The sequence below is a fragment of the Bradyrhizobium sp. SZCCHNR1051 genome (genome assembly GCF_032489615.1).
Classification (GTDB): Bacteria; Pseudomonadota; Alphaproteobacteria; order Rhizobiales; family Xanthobacteraceae; genus Bradyrhizobium.
The window spans coordinates 23,930-40,558 of sequence record NZ_JAUEYJ010000001.1; the positions used below are offsets into that span (position 1 = coordinate 23,930).

The window sequence follows — 16,629 nt, forward strand, 5'->3', positions numbered from 1 at the left end:
TTCGACTGTTATTGTGTGTATTAGGTCGTTTGCGTGCATTAGGCCGTGACGGTGCGCGGCGAGCAAGCAGGCAGACGATTGTTCCCGGCAAAACCCAGCCATTGCGAGCACTTTGCGACCGTCAGTTGCAGCTCAGCAACAGGGCAGTGTGTGGTGGAACCGCCTGGGCCCGCCGCGCCCTCCCGCGGCAGCACATCTTGCGTGGCAGCCGACTCAGCGCCGCTCGCTGCGAGCGACACTGCCAGAAGTTGTTGCTCTCGATGACTGCGCGTGCGGGCTTGACGGCGCCGGTTCCGCCCACTAACAATCTTTGCGAGCATATGCATCGTGACGCACTGCGTTTTTCTTATCCACCGCGCGTCGATATTCCGCGCTTCAATGACAAGGCGATCCATCGCCTGCTGCAAGAGGGGGGAGCATGCCGCTACAGCCCATCCTGGGTCAGATCATGCCCTTTGCCGGCACGACGGTGCCGAGAGGGTGGGCGCTGTGCAACGGCGCGCTCCTGGCAATCCCGACCAATCAGGCGCTGTTTTCATTGCTCGGGACCTACTACGGTGGTGACGGCGTCAGGACGTTCGCGCTGCCCGACTTGCGCGGCCGTGCGATTCTCGGATCCACCGGCGGCAGCGGCACCTTTCCTGCCGGCATGACCAGCGGCACGGTTTCGGTGACCCTGAACGCACAGCAGCTTCCAAGCCATAACCACATCGTTTTGGCATCGACAGCGCAGGGAGCCGGACGAGGCGCTTCGGCGACCAACAATCTGTTCGGCACCAACACCATTCCGCCAGCCGGCCCAAAGTCTATTTTCGTGACCGCAGGCAGCGGCGAGGTGCCGCTGGCGCCGGGCACGAATGTCCTCAACGAAGGCGGCAATCAAGCTCATAACAACATGCAGCCGTACCTGGTCATCAACTACATGATTGCGCTCAACGGCGTCTTTCCGTCTCGCGACTGAGACTTCGACCGCGAAGCGTTCAGCTCCAGCAAACCGCTTCCATGATTGAGCTTTCCCGAACTGCGCTTCGTGAGAGGCGACACGTTCCCGACATTGATTTGCAATCGATACTTGAAAGGGACTTCGGCGATGTCAGACCCCTTTATCGGCGAAATCCGGCTGTTCGGGTTTCCACGGGTGCCGGATGGCTGGCTGGCCTGCAATGGACAAAGCCTGGCGATCGCACAATACGATACGCTCTATGCCATCATCGGCACCACCTATGGCGGCGATGGCGTGCAGACCTTCAATGCGCCCGATCTGCGCGGCCGGGTGCCGATTGGCCAGGGGCAGGGACCGGCTCTGCCGCTCTATGTGCTCGGCGAAATCGCCGGAGAGGACGGACACGTCCTGATCGAGAACGAGATGCCCGCGCATAGCCACGCGCTGATGTCGTCGACCGTCACGGCGGAAACGCAGACGCCGGGTGCGACCGTTCACCTGGCGACGGCGTCAGCGGGAAATCTGTACGCGCCGGCAGCAGACGCCGCGCCGTATGAGACGATGGCGGCCGGCGTCGCGCTTGCAGGCAACAGTTTGCCGCACAACAACATCATGCCAACGGTCGTGGGCAACTACTGCATCTGCTTCGCCGGCATCTTTCCGTCATCGGGCTGATCGCGCCTCGTCCTACGCGCGTCGGCAGATTTCACGCTTCACTGGATTTGAGGAGAGACCACGTGTCGGACCCGTATATCGGCGAAATCCAGGCCTTCCCGTTTACCTTTGCTGCTCAGGGCTTCAACCAGGCTTGGCTGCCATGCTTCGGCCAGTTGGTGCCGATCCAGCGATTCACACCCCTGTTCGCGTTGATCGGCACCGCCTTCGGCGGCAATGGGACCAGCAATTTTCAACTGCCCAACCTCAGCGGCTGCATCACCAACAGTCAAGGCGACGGCCCGGGCCTTCAGCCACGCGTGATCGGCGAATCGATCGGGAGCAGCACGGTCGGCCTGATCACCAGTGAGATGGCGGCGCACACCCACGGTCTGCAGTTGGGGAGCAAGACGGCCGCAAATGCGGCGCCTGGTCCGGGAACGGCCGGGACCATGGCCGCCATCGATCCCATCTTCAATGGTTTCGTGCCGCTGCCGAGCACCACCACGCTCGCACCGAACGCCATGACGTTGACCGGGCAGGGCATTCCCCATGACAACACGCAGCCGACCCAGGCGCTGATCTGGTGCATCGCCTATGCCGGCATCTACCCGTCGTTCAACAACTCCTGACCGGTGAGCTCGGTCGGCGTGACGACGATCGAATCCGAGATAGTCTCACGCGACGCCCGATTGCGGCTGCGGCTTGCCGAGGCCGCCGACGAGCCGTTCCTGCACAATCTGTTCAAATCCGTCAAAGGCGTGCAACTTGCCGCAGCCGGCTTGCCGCCTGCTATGCTCGACCTCGTGCTGGCGCAGCAATATCGCGCACAGGTCGAGGGCCATGCGGCGCAGTGTCCTGCGGCGCAATCGCTGATCATCCTCCGTGACGGCGCGCCGGTCGGGCGGCTGCTGCTCGACCGCGCGGCGCAGAGATGGCACGCGGTCGATCTCGCGCTGCTGCCGGGCGCGCGCAACGCGGGTGTCGGACGCGAGATCATGCAGGCGGTCGCCACGGCGGCACGGGAGCAGGGCGCCGAGGTGCTCTCGCTCGCGGTCGCGACGACGAATGAGGACGCGATAAGGTTCTACGTCCGGCTTGGCTTCCGCGACGTCGCGGACGAGGCGACGGCGTCGCATCGCACGATGGAGCGGTCGCTCGCGTGCTAGCGAGCAGGAGCCACCTCGCGCAGGAACGCAATCAGCGCCGCATTCACCTCGGCAGCGCATTCCTGCTGGATCCAGTGCCCGGCGCCGTCGATGATCAGCTTGCGCCGGAGATCCGGCAGCACGCGCGTCATCTCCTGAACGCGCTTGGCACCGATGATCCCGGTCACGACCGCGTCCTCGCTGCCGGCGATGAACAGCGACGGCTGGCGGATCTGCGCGTCCTGCCACGGCGCGGTGAGCTCCCAGTTGCGATCGATGTTGCGGTACCAGTTCAGGCCGCCGCGAAAGCCGGAGGCGCGATAGGCCGCGACGAACTCTGCGAGGTCGGCCTCGCTCAGCCACGCCGGCAGAGCGAGATCCGGCGTCACGTCGCCGAGAAAGCCTTTGTCCGGTGCGACGAACAGCGACTGCGGATCGGAGAAGCCGCGCGCCAGCATGGTGCGCATCGTCAGCGCCACGTCGCGCTCGAGCTCGGCCTCGGCCGCGCCGGGCGTTTGAAAATACTGCCAGTAGAAATTCTCGATGCCGCCGGCGCGGAGCGTCTCGAGCGGCCGGCTGCGGCCGCGGAACGGCGGCGGCACGCTCAGTCCGGCAACGGCCCTGAACAGGTCCGGTCGGAACAGCGCCGCATGCCAGGCGACCGGCGCGCCCCAGTCGTGGCCAATGATGACGGCCTGGCGCTCGCCGAGCGCCCCGACCAGTCCGACCACGTCTCCGACCGCGTCGAAGATGGTGTAGGCGCCGATGTGGTCAGGCGCCTGCGAGCGGCCGAACCCGCGCATGTCGGGCGCCACGACCCGATAGCCCGCAGCGGCAAGGGCAGGGATCTGGTGCCGCCACGAATATGACAGTTCGGGCCAGCCGTGGCACAGCACGACAAGCGGACCTTCGCCCTGTTCGCGCACGAACAGCTCGATTCCGTTGGCCTTGATGATCCGCGTCGATGACACCGTTTCCCCCTTGATTGCTCGACCTTTGATTGCCGGCCCAGGACGTATCGCACCGCGCGAAAGGCCGTGCAAATCCACGGGAGAGCGGTCTGATCCGCGGGATTGCCGAGTTGTTTGCGCCCCCCGCAGCTGCTAGATTCCCAGTGCGCTCCAGAGCTTAGCCGATGGATTTCATGACCTTACCGCTGCGTCGCGCCGGTTTCACGTCCGGACGGACGATGCGTGCGCTCGTCGCCTTGGCCGTGGCGGTTGCCGTCGGCTGGAGCGGTGCGCTTTTCGCTGCCAACCAGAGCGTCCAGGGCGCGCGCAAGGAGGATGGCGGCTTCGACGGCGATGCGCCGACCGCGATCCTGATCGAGGCCAACAGCGGCAGCGTGCTGTTCGAGAAGAATGCGGACGAGCTGCGGGCGCCCTCCAGCATGATGAAGCTGATGACCGCCGAGGTGGTGTTCAACGCCGTCAAGGAGGGCACGATCAAGCTCAATGACGAATACCGCATCAGCGAGAATGCCTGGCGCCGGGGCGGGGCGCCCTCCGGCACCTCGACGATGTTCGCCGCGCTCAACAGCAAGGTGTCGGTGAGCGACCTCCTGCACGGCGCCATCATCCAGAGCGGCAACGACGCCTGCATCGCGCTCGCCGAGGGCATGGCCGGCAACGAGAAGATCTTCGCCGCCGACTACATGACCAAGCGGGCGCGCGAGCTCGGCCTCACCAAATCGACCTTCGCCAATTCCAACGGGCTGCCGGATCCCGGCAACAAGATGACGGTTCGCGAGCTTGCCATGCTCGCCCGGCACATCATCCTGGATTTCCCGGAGTTCTATAAGATCTTCGGCGAGAAGGAGTTCACCTGGAACAAGATCCGGCAGCAGAACCGCAACCCGCTGCTGAACGCGATGGAGGGCGCCGACGGCCTCAAGACCGGCTACACCAAGGAAGGCGGCTACGGCATGGTCGGCTCGGCCGTGCAGAACGGCACGCGGCTGATCGTGGTCGTCAATGGCCTGGAGGATTCCGAGGACCGCGCCACCGAGGCCAAGAAGATGCTGGAATGGGGCTTCCGCAATTTCGAGACCCGCACCCTGTTCGCCGCGGAGCAGCCGATCGGCTACGCCAAGGTGTTCGGCGGCGAGAGCCGCTCGGTCAAGCTGTCGAGCCCGGTGCCGGTCAAGGTCATGGTGCAGAAGAACGGCGGCGACAAGCTGATCGCCCGCATCGTCTACAGTGGCCCGGTCAGGGCTCCCGTCGAGCCCCGGCAGAAGGTCGGGGTTGTCAGGGTTTGGCGCGGCCCCAATATCGCCATGGAGGCCCCTGTCTATGCTGCGGAAGCGGTGGGCAAGGGGTCCACGATGCGGCGTGCGATCGATGGGGTCAGCGAGCTCGTGATCGGGATGTTCCGCGCCGGGGCCGAGAAGCTCTAGAGACATGGCGGAAGCAGCTTTGAAACGTGGTCCTGGCCGCGGCCGATTCGTCACCTTCGAGGGCGGCGAGGGCGCCGGAAAATCGACGCAGATCAAGATGCTGGCGGACCATCTGCAGAAAGAGGGTGTGCGCCTGGTCCTGACCCGCGAGCCCGGGGGCTCACCGGGCGCGGAGATCATGCGCCACCTCGTGCTGTCGGGCATGGGCAGGCTGCTGGGCCCGGAAGCCGAGACGCTGCTGTTTGCCGCCGCGCGCGACGACCATGTCCGCAACGTGATTCTGCCGGCGCTGAACCAGGGCAGCTGGGTGCTGTGCGATCGCTTCTTCGATTCGACCCGGGCCTACCAGGGCAGCCAAGGCAAGGTCGCGCCGGACGTGCTCAATGCGATGCAGCGGGTGACGATCGGCGACCTCAAGCCGGATCTGACCCTCATCCTCGATGTTCCCGTCGAGATCGGTCTCAAGCGTGCCGGGGCGCGGCGCGGCGCCGGAACCCCGGACCGGTTCGAAGGCGAAGACATCAAGTTCCACAAGGGGCTGCGCGACGCCTTTCACAAGATCGCCGCCGAGGATCCCCGGCGCTGCGTGCTGATCGACGCGACGGCGAGCGCGGAAACGGTCTCGCAGCTCGTTTGGGACGCCGTGCGCGAGCGCCTGTTCACGGAAGTGGCGGCGGCGTCATGAGCGCACGCAAGGTCGAGCCGGAGATCGCGGTCCGCCATCCACGCGAAACCACCGCCTTGTTCGGGCATCGCGACGCCGAGGCGGCGCTGCTTTCCGCCTACCGCAGCGGACGGATGGCGCATGCCTGGCTGATCGGCGGCCCACAAGGCATCGGCAAGGCCACCTTGGCCTACCGCATGGCGCGCTTCGTGCTGGCCCACCGCGATCCCACCACCGCCGAGGTGCGTGCTGCCGATTCGTTGTACGTCGATGCGGAGGACCACGTCGCGCGCCTGATCGCCTCCGAGGCTCATGGCGGGCTGCTCACCTTGGAGCGCTCGGCCAACGACAAGGGCGTGCTGCGCACCGTCATCACCGTGGACGAGACCCGCGAGACGATCTCGTTCTTCGGCTCGACGGCGGCGGTCGAGGGCTGGCGGGTGTGCATCGTCGACACCGTCGACGAACTCAATCCCAACGCGGCCAACGCGCTCCTCAAGATCCTCGAGGAGCCGCCGCAGCAGTCGCTGTTCCTGCTGGTCAGCCACGCGCCGGCACGGGTGCTCGCCACCATCAAATCGCGCTGCCGCCGGCTGGCGCTGCGGGCGTTGTCGACCGACGACGTCGTCAGCGCCGCGGCCGAGGCCACCGGAATGGACGGAGCCGATCCGGCGCTGCGCGAGGCCGCCAGGGCTTCCGAGGGCAGCGTCGCGCGGACCCTGATGCTGTTGGGCGGCGACGGGCTGCAGCTGCAGACCCGGACCGCCGCGCTGCTCGCGAGCCTGCCCCGGATCGACCCGGGCGAGCTGCATGCCCTGGGCGATGCGCTCGGCACCAGCGACCGCGTCGCGCTGGCAAGCTTCCTCGACAGCATCGAGCGCTGGGTGGCGGAGCGGCTGCGGGCCGCAGATCCGAACGCGGAACTGCCGCGCCTTGCACGGCTGGCGGAGGTATGGGAAAAGATCGTCCGCGCCGCGCGCGACACCGAATCCTATAATCTGGAGCGAAAACCGCTGGTTTTCTCGGTGTTCGGGATGCTCGCCGAAGCCACGCGGTAACCGCGCCGACCATCATCCCGGGATCATCAGGATCAATCCGTCGACCGACGTCGTCAAAGAGGAATTTGCCGTGGCGAAGGCCAGCAAGACCACCGTGAAGAAGGGCAAGCCCGCGGGCAAGAGCGCCGCGAAGAAGGCTGCCGCCAAGGCGCCCGCGAAGGGCAAGACCAGCGCGTCCAAAGCGAAGGCAGCGAAGGACAAGGGCGCCAAGAAAAAGACCGCCAAATCCAAGACGGCGCCCGCGAAAGCCAAGAGCAAAGCCCCGGCGGCGAGCGCGGCCAAGAAAGCTGTCAAGAAAGCTGTGAAGGCGCCAGCCAAGAAGGCCGCGGCAAAGCCTGCCACACCGCCGGTCAAGAAGACCGCGCCCAAGCCCGCGGCAGCAACGAACAAGCCATCGGCAGCGAAGCAGCCCGCCGCTCCGAAGCAGCCGACCGCACCGAGGAAGGCCGCGCCGGCCATCGTTGAAGCGCCGAAGCCGCCACGCGCCGCGAAGCCGAAGGCACCGCGCAAGCCGAAGGTCGATGCCGTCGTGGTCGTCGAGATCGACGAGGTCGTAGCGCAGGTCGCCGCAGCTCCCGTCGACAAGAACACCTTCTACGTCACGACAGCGATCGCCTATCCCAACGGCAACCCTCATATCGGCCACGCCTATGAGGCGATCGCGACCGACGCCATCGCGCGCTTTGCGCGGCTCGACGGCAAGGACGTGTACTTCCTGACCGGCACCGACGAGCACGGGCTGAAGATGGTGCAGACCGCGCAGAACGAGGGGCTGACGCCATCGGAGCTGGCGACCCGCAACGCCGGCCGCTTCCGCGACATGGACGAGCGACTGAACGTCTCGTTCGACCGCTTCATCCGCACCACCGAGCCCGCGCATCATCGCTCCGTCCAGGCGATCTGGAACCGCATGCGCGAGAATGGCGACATCTATGCCGACAGCTATGCGGGTTGGTACTCGGTACGCGACGAGGCCTATTACGCCGAGGATGAGACCGTCGTCGGCGAGGACAACGTCCGCCGCGGACCGCAGGGCACGCCGGTCGAATGGGTCGAGGAGAAGAGCTATTTCTTCCGCCTGTCGGCCTATCAGGAGAAGCTGCTGGCGCTGTATGACAGCCAGCCCGATTTCATCGGGCCGGACGCGCGGCGCAACGAGATCATCAGCTTCGTCAAGGGCGGGCTGAAGGACCTGTCGATCTCGCGCACGACGTTCGATTGGGGCGTCCGGGTGCCGCATGACGACGAGCACGTGATGTATGTGTGGGTCGACGCGCTGACCAACTACATCACCGGCGTCGGCTTTCCCGACGGGAGCGATGCGAACTGGAAATACTGGCCGGCCGACGTGCACGTCATCGGCAAGGACATCATCCGCTTCCATGCGGTGTACTGGCCGGCGTTCCTGATGTCGGCCGGCGTGCCGGTGCCGAAGCGGGTCTATGCGCACGGCTTCCTGTTCAACAGGGGCGAGAAGATGTCGAAATCGGTCGGCAACGTCGTCGACCCGTTCAATCTCGCCGACCAGTATGGCGTCGACCAGCTCCGCTACTTCTTCCTGCGCGAGGTGCCGTTCGGCCAGGACGGCAACTACAATCACGAGGCGATCGTCGCGCGCATCAACGCCGATCTCGCCAACGACCTCGGCAACCTCGCGCAGCGCTCGCTGTCGATGATCGCAAAGCAGCTCGGCGGCGTGCTGCCGGAGCCCGGCGAGTTCTCGGCCAACGACAAGGCGATCCTGGCGGAGGCCGACGCGATGATCGGCGCCGCACGGAAAGCCATGGCGACGCAGCAGATCCACCAATGGCTCAATGCGGTCTGGTCGGTCGTGGCCGAGGCCAACCGCTATTTCGCGGGTGAGGCGCCCTGGGCACTGGCGAAGACCGATCCGCCGCGCCAGCACACGGTGCTCTATGTCACCGCCGAGGTGATCCGTCAGGTCGCGATCCTGACCCAGCCGGTCATGCCGGCAGCTTCGGCAAAGCTGCTCGACAGCCTCGGCATCCCCGAGGACGAACGGAATTTCGCGCAGCTCGGCGGCGAGGTCAGGATTGCGGCCGGCACGCAACTGCCGGCGCCCCAGGCGGTGTTCCCGCGCTACATCGAGCCGACGGCGGCGTGATGCTGGTCGACAGCCATTGCCATCTGGACTTTCCAGATTTCGCCGAGGATCTGGATGGCATCGTCGCGCGCGCCGCGGCCGCCGGCGTCGGCCGCCTGGTGACGATCTCGACGCGGGTGCGGCGGTTGCCTGAGCTGCTCGCCATCGCCGAGCGGTTCGAGAATGTCTATTGTTCGGTCGGCACCCATCCGCACAATGCGGATGAGGAGGACGGCATCCCGGCCGCGGAGCTGATTGCCTTGACCCGTCATCCCAAGGTGGTCGCGCTCGGCGAGGCCGGGCTCGACAATTTCTACGATCACGGCTCGAAGGACGCCCAGGAGCGCGGGTTCCGCGCGCATATTGCAGCCGCCCGTGAAACAGGCCTGCCGCTGGTGATCCACACCCGCGAGGCCGACGCGCAGTGCAGCCGTATCCTCGAGGAGGAGATGGCGCGCGGACCTTTCCAGGCCGTGCTGCATTGCTACACCGGCGGGCGTGAGCTGGCGATGAAGGCGATCGATCTTGGACTGCACATCTCGTTCACGGGCATCGTGACGTTCAAGAAGTCCGAGGCATTGCGCGCGCTCGCCGCCGAGGTGCCGGCCGACCGCATCATGGTCGAGACCGACGCGCCGTATTTGGCGCCCGGCAAGTTTCGCGGCAAGCGCAACGAGCCCGCCTACGTCGTCGAGACCGCGAAGGTGCTGGCAGAAGCGCGCGGCGTCTCGCTCGAGGAGTTCTCGCGCCAGACCACCGAGACCTTCTTCAAGCTGTTCTCGAAGGTGCCGCGGCCACAGGAGGCTGCATGACGCTGACGCTCACCATCCTCGGCTGCGGCTCCTCGGCCGGCGTGCCGCGCCCGGCGCTGGGGTGGGGCGCCTGCGATCCCAACAACCCGAAGAACCGCCGCAGGCGCTGCTCGCTTCTGGCTGAGCGCCGCGGAGCGCATGGCGTGACGCGCGTGGTCATCGACACCTCGCCGGATCTGCGCGAGCAGTTGATCGATACGCAAGTCGATCACATCGACGCGGTGTTTCTCACGCACGAGCATGCCGACCAGACCCATGGCATCGACGATCTGCGCTCGGTGGTGATGCATCAGCGGCGGCGGATTCCGGTCTACCTGAACCAGTCGACCGCCAAGGACATCATGCACCGGTTCTCCTATTGCTTCATCTCGCCACCGGGAAGCGACTATCCGCCGATCCTGACCCAGCACGCGATCGAGGCGGGCGAGACCCAGGCGGTGGAAGGCAAGGGCGGCGAGCTGAAGCTGACGGCGTTCCTGGTCCAGCACGGCAACATCCCCGCGCTCGGCTATCGCATCGGCAACGCCGCCTACACGCCGGATCTCAACGACATTCCGGAGGAGAGCTGGGGAGCGCTCGAGGATCTCGACATCTGGATCGTCGACGGCCTGCGCCCCGCATCGCATCCGAGCCATTTCTCGGTCAGCGACGCGCTGGCCTGGATCGAACGATTCAAGCCGAAGCGCGCCGTCATCACCAACATGACCGCCGATCTCGACTACGAGGTGCTGCGCCAGAGCCTGCCGGCGGGCGTGGTGCCGGCGTATGACGGGATGCGGTTGGAGGTCGGTTAGGGCGCGTCGGCCACCCAAGGCCGTCATTGCGAGGAGCCGAAGGCGACGAAGCAATCCAGAGTCGTCGGAATGACCCTGGATTGCTTCGCTTCGCTCGCAATGACGATCATGGATAGCGAGTGCACCGGCTACCCGGCTTGGTGCATACAGCCCCGCAGCCGAATAGATGGAGGCACCGTCATGCTGTCGCTGTTCTTCGAGGTCGAGGTCAAGCCGGGCCGGCTCGACCAGTATCTGCAGCTCGCGGCGGCGCTGCGGCCCGAGCTGGATGCGCTCGGCGGCTGCCTGTTCCTCGATCGCTTCCGGAGCCTGTCGCGCGACAATCTGATCCTGTCCTATCAGATCTGGCAGGACGAGGGCGCCATGACCGCCTGGCGCGTCCACGCCCATCATCACGACATCCAGACCCTCGGCCGCGACAAGGTGTTCTCGGACTATCGCCTGCGTATCGCCGAGTTGGTCCACGAGGTGAAGCCAGGGCAGGCCGCCTGGCAGCCGGAGCGGCGCGGCACCTACAATGATCCGAAGCGGCGGGCGCCGACGTATGTGCTGGCCGTCGAGACGGCGAGGCCGCAGTTGGGCAGCGTGACCGACCTGCCGGTCGCGAGCTTCTCGAGCGTCTATCGCGAGGGCCGCTTCGCGCATCTCGTCGAGCTGCCGGACGAGGCCACCGGCCTTGCGCTGAGCAAACAATTGCTCACCGAGCCGGGTGCCGACAACATCCGTATCGTCGAGGTCACCCGCGACTACGGCATGTACGACCGCCGCGAGGCGCCGCAATATTACGCGGAGAAGACACGAGACGCGTAGCGAGCTCAGGTGGGGCAGCGCGGAATGCCATCGACCACGGCCTGATCAGGAGCAATCGAGCGCAGATCGGCGTCACGTGCCAGCGTCACATAGTCGATGGTCTCCGATGTCCTCAGATAGGTCGTGAAGTTGATGGGGCCAGCCGGCAGCGCTACGGTGGTGCAGGCCTTCGGCGCGACCGAGATCGTGATCGATCCGCCACCGGCAGAGTTCTTTTCCGCCATCAGCTCGGCGCGAAAAGACTGTAGACGCGCCGTGTCGGCCTCCTCGAGGCGGTAGGCGTAGATGCGCGTGCCGGCTCCGGCCTCCTGCGCCAGAGCCGGGGGATCCGGAATTTCCCGCAGCACGAAGTCCCGCTGCTGTTCCGCGCCGCGCCCGCGTTTCACGGCAATCCTCAGCACCACGCCACCTGGCAGCGGCCGCAGACTCGTGGGCAGTCTCACGGCCGCGCGCAGCTGTGCGGGGTCGCTGGTCTGGAAATCGACCCGGGCCAGCTTGACCATTGAGGTCACCGGCATATGGCCACAACCAACAGCGCTCAACGTTAGTCCGATGGCCAGAACGAGCCGCTGGAAGGGATGCATGGGCATGAGGAGGAGCCTTCGTTTGACAGTCATTAATTATCGTAATACGATAAATTATTCACTGGTCAATAGGAGGCTCGTTATGGTGGACCGTGCGGATCAATCCCGTCGCCTGCGCCACTTCTCCCGGGTAATGGCCTGGATCACGGGACTCGGCATCGTCTTGATCGCCGCCGCGACGTGTCTCGTCTTTATGATTCCGGAGTGGACGAGAGGTCTGCTCCTGGCGCGCCTCGGCACGGCTGGCGCGGAGCTGCAAACCACGCCGGATCGCGTGCTTTTGGGCGCGGCGGTGACTGCGATCCCGGTCGGCGTGATGCTGTACGGGTTGTGGCGGGTGAGAGCCCTGTTCCTGGATTTTGCGGAAGGGATGGTTTTCACGCTGGCGACAGCGCGCCGCTTGCGCGATTTCGCCGTCACAGTCCTGGCGCAGGCCTTGCTTGGTCCGCTGTCGTCGACGGCCCTGCTGATCGCCTTCACCATCAGCAATCCGCCTGGCAGCCGGCAACTCGGTATCGCGCTCTCGGTCAACGACTACATCGCGCTGATCGTTGGCAGCGTGCTGCTCGCCGTCGCCTGGGTCATGGCTGAGGCGACCCGGATCGCCGAAGAGAACGCCAGCATCGTGTGAGACGTGATGCCGATCATCGTCAATCTCGACGTCATGCTGGCGCGCCGCAAGATGCGATCCAAGGAGCTCGCCGAACGCATCGGTATCACCGAGCAGAACGTCTCGCTCTTGAAATCGGGCCGGGTGAAGGGCGTGCGTTTCGACACCCTTGCGCTGATCTGTGAGGTGCTGCGCTGCCAGCCCGGTGACATTCTCGAGTATCGCAGAGGCAACGAAGACACCACCACGCCGGAGACCGCATGAGCGAGGCGCACGCGCGCGCCTCGCTCATGCGCATGTCCTTGGCTTACGCCGAGATCGCCTTGGCCGAGTCGATCTGATTGCGCAGCAGAAATTTCTGGATCTTGCCCGTCGACGTCTTCGGGATCGGGCCGAACACCACGACCTTGGGCGTCTTGAAGCCCGACATGTGGCTGCGGCAATAGGCGATGATCTCGGCTTCGGTCGCCTCGGCGCCATCCTTCAGCTCGACGAAGGCGCAGGGCACTTCGCCCCATTTCGGATCGGGCTTGGCGACGACGGCGGCGAACAGCACGGCGGGGTGCTTGTAGAGGATGTCCTCGACCTCGACGGAGGAGATGTTCTCGCCGCCGGAGATGATGATGTCCTTGGAGCGGTCCTTGATGATGACGTAGCCGTGCTCGTCGAGCACGCCGAGATCGCCGGTGTGAAACCAGCCGCCGGCGAAAGCTTCCTGCGTCGCCTTCTCGTTCTTGAGATAGCCCTTCATGACGATGTTGCCGCGAAACATGACCTCGCCGATGGTCTCGCCATCGCGCGGCACCTCCTGCATCGTCTCCGGATTGAGCACGGTGACGGCTTCCTGCAACGGATATGGCACGCCCTGGCGCCGCTTCAGCCGCGCGCGCTCGGGCGCGGGCAGGTCGTCCCAGCCGGGCTGCTCGGCGCAGACCGAGGCGGGGCCGTAGACCTCGGTCAGGCCGTAGACATGCGTCAGCTTGATGCCGATGCTCTCGGCACCTTCGAGCACCGCGACCGGCGGCGCGGCGCCGGCGATCAGGCCGACGACGGGCTTCTCCCGCTTGCCCTTGGGCGCGTCGGGCGCATTGATCAGCACGTTGTAGACGATCGGCGCGCCGCACATGTGGGTGACGCCGTGGGTCTCGATCAGCTCGAATATCTTCGTCGGCTCCACCTTGCGCAGGCAGACATTGACGCCGGCCGCGGCGGCCATGGTCCAGGGGAAGCACCAGCCGTTGCAGTGGAACATCGGCAGGGTCCAGAGATAGACCGGATGCTGGCCGAGCCCGCCCGCGAGAATGTTGCTGACAGCGTTCAGATAGGCACCGCGGTGATGGGTGACGACGCCCTTGGGATTGCCTGTGGTGCCCGAGGTGTAGCTCATCGCGATCGCGTCCCATTCGTCCGCCGGACGGCGCGGCTCGAACAGCGGATCGCCCGAGGCGACGGCGGCTTCGTACTCGATCTCGCCGATGCGGCTGCCGCCGGCATAGGAGGCGTCGTCGACGTCGATCACGAACGGCTTTGCGCCGCTCATCAGCTTCAGCGCTTCGCTGATCACGCCTGAGAACTCCGGATCGACCAGGATGATCCTGGCCTGGCCGTGATCGAGCTGGAACGCGATCGACGGCGCGTCGAGGCGGATGTTGAGCGTGTTGAGCACGGCGCCGGCCATCGGCACGGCAAAATGCGCCTCGTTCATCGCCGGGATGTTCGGCAGCATCGCCGCCACCGTGTCGCCAACGCCGATGCCGCGGCCCGCGAGGTACGACGCGAAGCGCCGGCAGCGGTCATAGGTCTGGCGCCAGGTGAAGCTGCGGCCTTCATAGACCGTGCTGACGTGGTCGGGATAGACGGCCGCGCTGCGCGCCAGGAAGCTGAGCGGGGTCAGCGGCACGTAGTTGGCCGGCGTCTTGTCCAGACCGAGCTGATACTGGTTCGTGCTCATCACCACCCTCCCTCGTCATCTGAAGAGTTTACAGGAACCCGATCGAAATCCACGGAAAAATCGCAACGATGATGAGGCCGATGAGAAGCGCCAGCAGGTAGCCCCAGATCGGACGGATGCCCTCGGCGGGATCGACCCGGCCGATCGCGCAGGCGGCGTAATATCCAACTCCGAACGGCGGTGCGAACAGGCCAATTCCCATCGCCAGGATGATCACCATGGCATAGTGCACCTCGTGCACGCCGACGGCACGCGCGATCGGAAACAGCAGCGGGCCGAACAGCACGATCGCCGGAATGCCCTCGAGCACGCTGCCCAGGATCGTGAAGGCGACGATCGAGACCGCGATGAACGTCGCCGGGCCGCCCGGTAGCCCGGTCATGGCGGAGGCCAGCGCGCGTGAGAAGCCGGACTGCGTCAGGCCCCAGGCCATGCCGGTCGCAGTCCCGATGATCAGCAGGATGGCGCCGGACAGCGCCGCCGTCTCAATCAGCATCGGCATCAGGCGGCGCCAGTCGAAGCGGCGATAGACCAGCAGGCCCGCCAGCACGCCATAGACGATGCCGATGGTAGAGACCTCCGTCGCCGTCGCGACGCCCTCGACGACGGCAGCGCGGATCACGAAGGGCAGGGCCAGGGCAGGGAGCGAGACGATGAAGGCCTTGCCGATCTCGGCTCCGGTCGCGCGGCGGACGCCGCTCATATCCTCGTTGCGGTAACGCCACCACACCAGCGCGCACAGCGTGATCGCCAGCACGACGCCCGGCAGCAGGCCGCCGGTGAACAGCGCCGCAATCGACACGCCGGTGACGGAGCCGATCGTGATCAGAACCAGGCTCGGCGGAATGGTCTCGGTCTGTGCGCCGGTGGCGGCGAGCAGGGCGACGAGATCGCCGGGACGGGCGCCGCGCGCCTTCATCTCCGGGAACAGCACCGGCGCGACCGCGGCCATGTCGGCCGCCTTGGCGCCGGAAATGCCGGACACCAGGTACATCGCGCCGACCAGCACGTAGTGCAGGCCGCCGCGGACGTGACCCAAGAGGCTCGCCAGGAACGCGACCATGGCGCGCGCCATGCCGGTCATCTCGATCAGCAGGCCGAGAAAGACGAACAGCGGCACCGACAGCAGGATCAAGTGGCTCATGCCCTCGTCCATGCGCCCGACCAGCACCATCAGCGGCGTGCGGGTGGTCAGCGCGAGATAGCCGAAGATCGCCAACCCGAACGCGAACGCGATCGGCACGCCGGCGAAGACGCAGAAGCCGACCACGCCGACGAAGAAAATCACGAGATTGATGTTGCCGAGCGGCTTCAGCAGCGGTTGCGCCAGCCAGAACAGCGCGATCACGGCGACGACACACATAATCGCGCCTACGACCAACTTGTTCTGGCTGCTGCGCGCTACTAGCAGGAAGGCAAATAGCACTGCCAAGCAGGTACCAACAGCCAGCGCCCCGAGCCAGCTCTCCGGCTTCGGAACCGGGAGCACCCACAGGTGAGGGAGCGCATACCAGTACAGTCCGATAATGAGGGCAACCGATAGGATCGCGCCCACGACTATCCGGTGCTCGCCGCACCGCGCCAACCGCAGCACCGCGAACACCGCCATCAGGCCAATGCCGATCGGCAGTGCCGCCGCCCGCCAGATATTGGCGATCTGCAGCGCCGGCGTGGTGATGAAGCTTTCCTCATAGGCGTATTCATAGGCCGGCCAAGCCACCATCAGCAGGAATGCCAGTGCCGCGGCGATCGCTGCGATGTCCAGAAAGACCCATAGTCGAGGGCCTGCCATGGCAACGGCCGCCGTCATCCGCATGTGCTCGGACCGGCGGAACGCAACGACGGCGCCGAGCATGGCGAGCCACAGGAACAGGATCGAGGCCAGTTCGTCCGACCAGATCAGCGGCTGGTGCAACACGTAGCGCGCGACCACGCCCGCGAAGAGGATGACGATCTCGGCCACGACGAGCAGCGCGGCTGGAATCTCGACGAGGAGGCCGAGCAGGGCCTCCAGTCCATCCAGCCAGGACCGGCGGCGAGGGGTCTCGATGACCACCTCGCTGATCGCGATTTCCGTGAACTCGGCATGCGCCATGACGTCA

17 protein-coding genes are annotated in these 16,629 nt (G+C 65.8%); 13 read left to right on the forward strand and 4 right to left on the reverse strand.

Annotated features, from left to right (window positions below):
- The first annotated feature begins 418 nt into the window (after positions 1–418).
- The 4 genes from QW868_RS00095 to QW868_RS00110 all read left to right on the forward strand — a co-directional run bounded on the left by QW868_RS00095 (position 419) and on the right by QW868_RS00110 (position 2,766).
- Positions 419–961 (forward strand): phage tail protein, encoded by a 543-nt coding sequence (locus QW868_RS00095; protein WP_315797419.1) that lies wholly within the window; start codon positions 419–421, stop codon positions 959–961.
- A 129-nt stretch (positions 962–1,090) separates the two neighbouring features.
- The gene (locus QW868_RS00100) at positions 1,091–1,618 is read left to right on the forward strand and encodes a phage tail protein (RefSeq protein ID WP_315711949.1); all 528 of its coding nucleotides are present in this window, start codon (positions 1,091–1,093) and stop codon (positions 1,616–1,618) included.
- 62 nt (positions 1,619–1,680) lie between these two features.
- Complete coding sequence (locus QW868_RS00105) at positions 1,681–2,229, forward strand: phage tail protein (RefSeq protein WP_315774770.1); 549 nt, start codon at positions 1,681–1,683, stop codon at positions 2,227–2,229.
- Between the two features lie 18 nt (positions 2,230–2,247).
- Positions 2,248–2,766, forward strand: coding sequence for a GNAT family N-acetyltransferase (locus QW868_RS00110; protein WP_316229640.1), 519 nt, complete (start codon positions 2,248–2,250; stop codon positions 2,764–2,766).
- On the opposite strand, the gene QW868_RS00115 is transcribed toward QW868_RS00110, so the two are convergent.
- Complete coding sequence (locus QW868_RS00115; RefSeq protein ID WP_316229641.1) at positions 2,763–3,716, reverse strand: alpha/beta hydrolase; 954 nt, start codon at positions 3,714–3,716, stop codon at positions 2,763–2,765. The genes QW868_RS00110 and QW868_RS00115 overlap by 4 nt on opposite strands.
- A gap of 218 nt (positions 3,717–3,934) precedes the next feature.
- Here QW868_RS00115 and QW868_RS00120 point away from each other — a divergent pair, with 218 nt between their 5' ends.
- The 7 genes from QW868_RS00120 (at position 3,935) to QW868_RS00150 (ending at position 11,382) form a co-directional block, all read left to right on the forward strand.
- Positions 3,935–5,140, forward strand: coding sequence for a D-alanyl-D-alanine carboxypeptidase family protein (locus tag QW868_RS00120; protein ID WP_316229642.1), 1,206 nt, complete (start codon positions 3,935–3,937; stop codon positions 5,138–5,140).
- 4 nt (positions 5,141–5,144) lie between these two features.
- Positions 5,145–5,825 (forward strand): dTMP kinase, encoded by a 681-nt coding sequence (tmk, locus tag QW868_RS00125; protein ID WP_315779918.1) that lies wholly within the window; start codon positions 5,145–5,147, stop codon positions 5,823–5,825.
- Entirely contained in the window at positions 5,822–6,862 is a 1,041-nt protein-coding gene (locus tag QW868_RS00130) for a DNA polymerase III subunit delta' (RefSeq protein ID WP_315774775.1), read from the forward strand. Before tmk ends, QW868_RS00130 begins: the two co-directional genes overlap by 4 nt.
- Before the next feature lie 70 nt (positions 6,863–6,932).
- Positions 6,933–8,987, forward strand: a complete 2,055-nt coding sequence (metG, locus tag QW868_RS00135; RefSeq protein WP_316229643.1) for a methionine--tRNA ligase — start codon at positions 6,933–6,935, stop codon at positions 8,985–8,987.
- Positions 8,987–9,778, forward strand: coding sequence for a TatD family hydrolase (locus QW868_RS00140; protein WP_316229644.1), 792 nt, complete (start codon positions 8,987–8,989; stop codon positions 9,776–9,778). Before metG ends, QW868_RS00140 begins: the two co-directional genes overlap by 1 nt.
- Entirely contained in the window at positions 9,775–10,572 is a 798-nt protein-coding gene (locus QW868_RS00145) for an MBL fold metallo-hydrolase (protein ID WP_315811023.1), read from the forward strand. Before QW868_RS00140 ends, QW868_RS00145 begins: the two co-directional genes overlap by 4 nt.
- A gap of 180 nt (positions 10,573–10,752) precedes the next feature.
- The gene (locus tag QW868_RS00150; protein ID WP_315779928.1) at positions 10,753–11,382 is read left to right on the forward strand and encodes an antibiotic biosynthesis monooxygenase family protein; all 630 of its coding nucleotides are present in this window, start codon (positions 10,753–10,755) and stop codon (positions 11,380–11,382) included.
- A 5-nt stretch (positions 11,383–11,387) separates the two neighbouring features.
- Here QW868_RS00150 and QW868_RS00155 read toward each other — a convergent pair whose 3' ends face one another.
- The gene (locus tag QW868_RS00155; RefSeq protein WP_316229645.1) at positions 11,388–11,885 is read right to left on the reverse strand and encodes a hypothetical protein; all 498 of its coding nucleotides are present in this window, start codon (positions 11,883–11,885) and stop codon (positions 11,388–11,390) included.
- 163 nt (positions 11,886–12,048) lie between these two features.
- Between QW868_RS00155 and QW868_RS00160 the strand changes: the two genes are divergently transcribed.
- Together QW868_RS00160 and QW868_RS00165 are read left to right on the forward strand one after the other, a co-directional pair.
- The gene (locus QW868_RS00160; protein WP_315779930.1) at positions 12,049–12,597 is read left to right on the forward strand and encodes a DUF2975 domain-containing protein; all 549 of its coding nucleotides are present in this window, start codon (positions 12,049–12,051) and stop codon (positions 12,595–12,597) included.
- A 6-nt stretch (positions 12,598–12,603) separates the two neighbouring features.
- Positions 12,604–12,840, forward strand: a complete 237-nt coding sequence (locus tag QW868_RS00165; RefSeq protein ID WP_315711932.1) for a helix-turn-helix transcriptional regulator — start codon at positions 12,604–12,606, stop codon at positions 12,838–12,840.
- 43 nt (positions 12,841–12,883) lie between these two features.
- On the opposite strand, the gene QW868_RS00170 is transcribed toward QW868_RS00165, so the two are convergent.
- Positions 12,884–14,527, reverse strand: a complete 1,644-nt coding sequence (locus QW868_RS00170) for an acyl-CoA synthetase (RefSeq protein ID WP_316160194.1) — start codon at positions 14,525–14,527, stop codon at positions 12,884–12,886.
- A 28-nt stretch (positions 14,528–14,555) separates the two neighbouring features.
- The gene (locus QW868_RS00175; RefSeq protein WP_316160192.1) at positions 14,556–16,622 is read right to left on the reverse strand and encodes a TRAP transporter large permease subunit; all 2,067 of its coding nucleotides are present in this window, start codon (positions 16,620–16,622) and stop codon (positions 14,556–14,558) included.
- Between the last annotated feature and the right edge of the window lie 7 nt (positions 16,623–16,629).

Bases quoted from the DNA above. Each gene is read 5' to 3' on its own strand.
- QW868_RS00160 (WP_315779930.1), top strand. From the start codon at position 12,049: ATGGTGGACCGTGCGGATCAATCCCGTCGCCTGCGCCACTTCTCCCGG.
- QW868_RS00100 (WP_315711949.1), top strand. From the start codon at position 1,091: ATGTCAGACCCCTTTATCGGCGAAATCCGGCTGTTCGGGTTTCCACGG.
- QW868_RS00175 (WP_316160192.1), bottom strand. From the start codon at position 16,622: ATGGCGCATGCCGAGTTCACGGAAATCGCGATCAGCGAGGTGGTCATC.
- QW868_RS00095 (WP_315797419.1), top strand. From the start codon at position 419: ATGCCGCTACAGCCCATCCTGGGTCAGATCATGCCCTTTGCCGGCACG.
- tmk (WP_315779918.1), top strand. From the start codon at position 5,145: ATGGCGGAAGCAGCTTTGAAACGTGGTCCTGGCCGCGGCCGATTCGTC.
- QW868_RS00145 (WP_315811023.1), top strand. From the start codon at position 9,775: ATGACGCTGACGCTCACCATCCTCGGCTGCGGCTCCTCGGCCGGCGTG.
- QW868_RS00120 (WP_316229642.1), top strand. From the start codon at position 3,935: ATGCGTGCGCTCGTCGCCTTGGCCGTGGCGGTTGCCGTCGGCTGGAGC.
- QW868_RS00170 (WP_316160194.1), bottom strand. From the start codon at position 14,527: ATGAGCACGAACCAGTATCAGCTCGGTCTGGACAAGACGCCGGCCAAC.
- QW868_RS00140 (WP_316229644.1), top strand. From the start codon at position 8,987: ATGCTGGTCGACAGCCATTGCCATCTGGACTTTCCAGATTTCGCCGAG.
- QW868_RS00130 (WP_315774775.1), top strand. From the start codon at position 5,822: ATGAGCGCACGCAAGGTCGAGCCGGAGATCGCGGTCCGCCATCCACGC.
- QW868_RS00155 (WP_316229645.1), bottom strand. From the start codon at position 11,885: ATGGTCAAGCTGGCCCGGGTCGATTTCCAGACCAGCGACCCCGCACAG.
- QW868_RS00165 (WP_315711932.1), top strand. From the start codon at position 12,604: ATGCCGATCATCGTCAATCTCGACGTCATGCTGGCGCGCCGCAAGATG.
- QW868_RS00150 (WP_315779928.1), top strand. From the start codon at position 10,753: ATGCTGTCGCTGTTCTTCGAGGTCGAGGTCAAGCCGGGCCGGCTCGAC.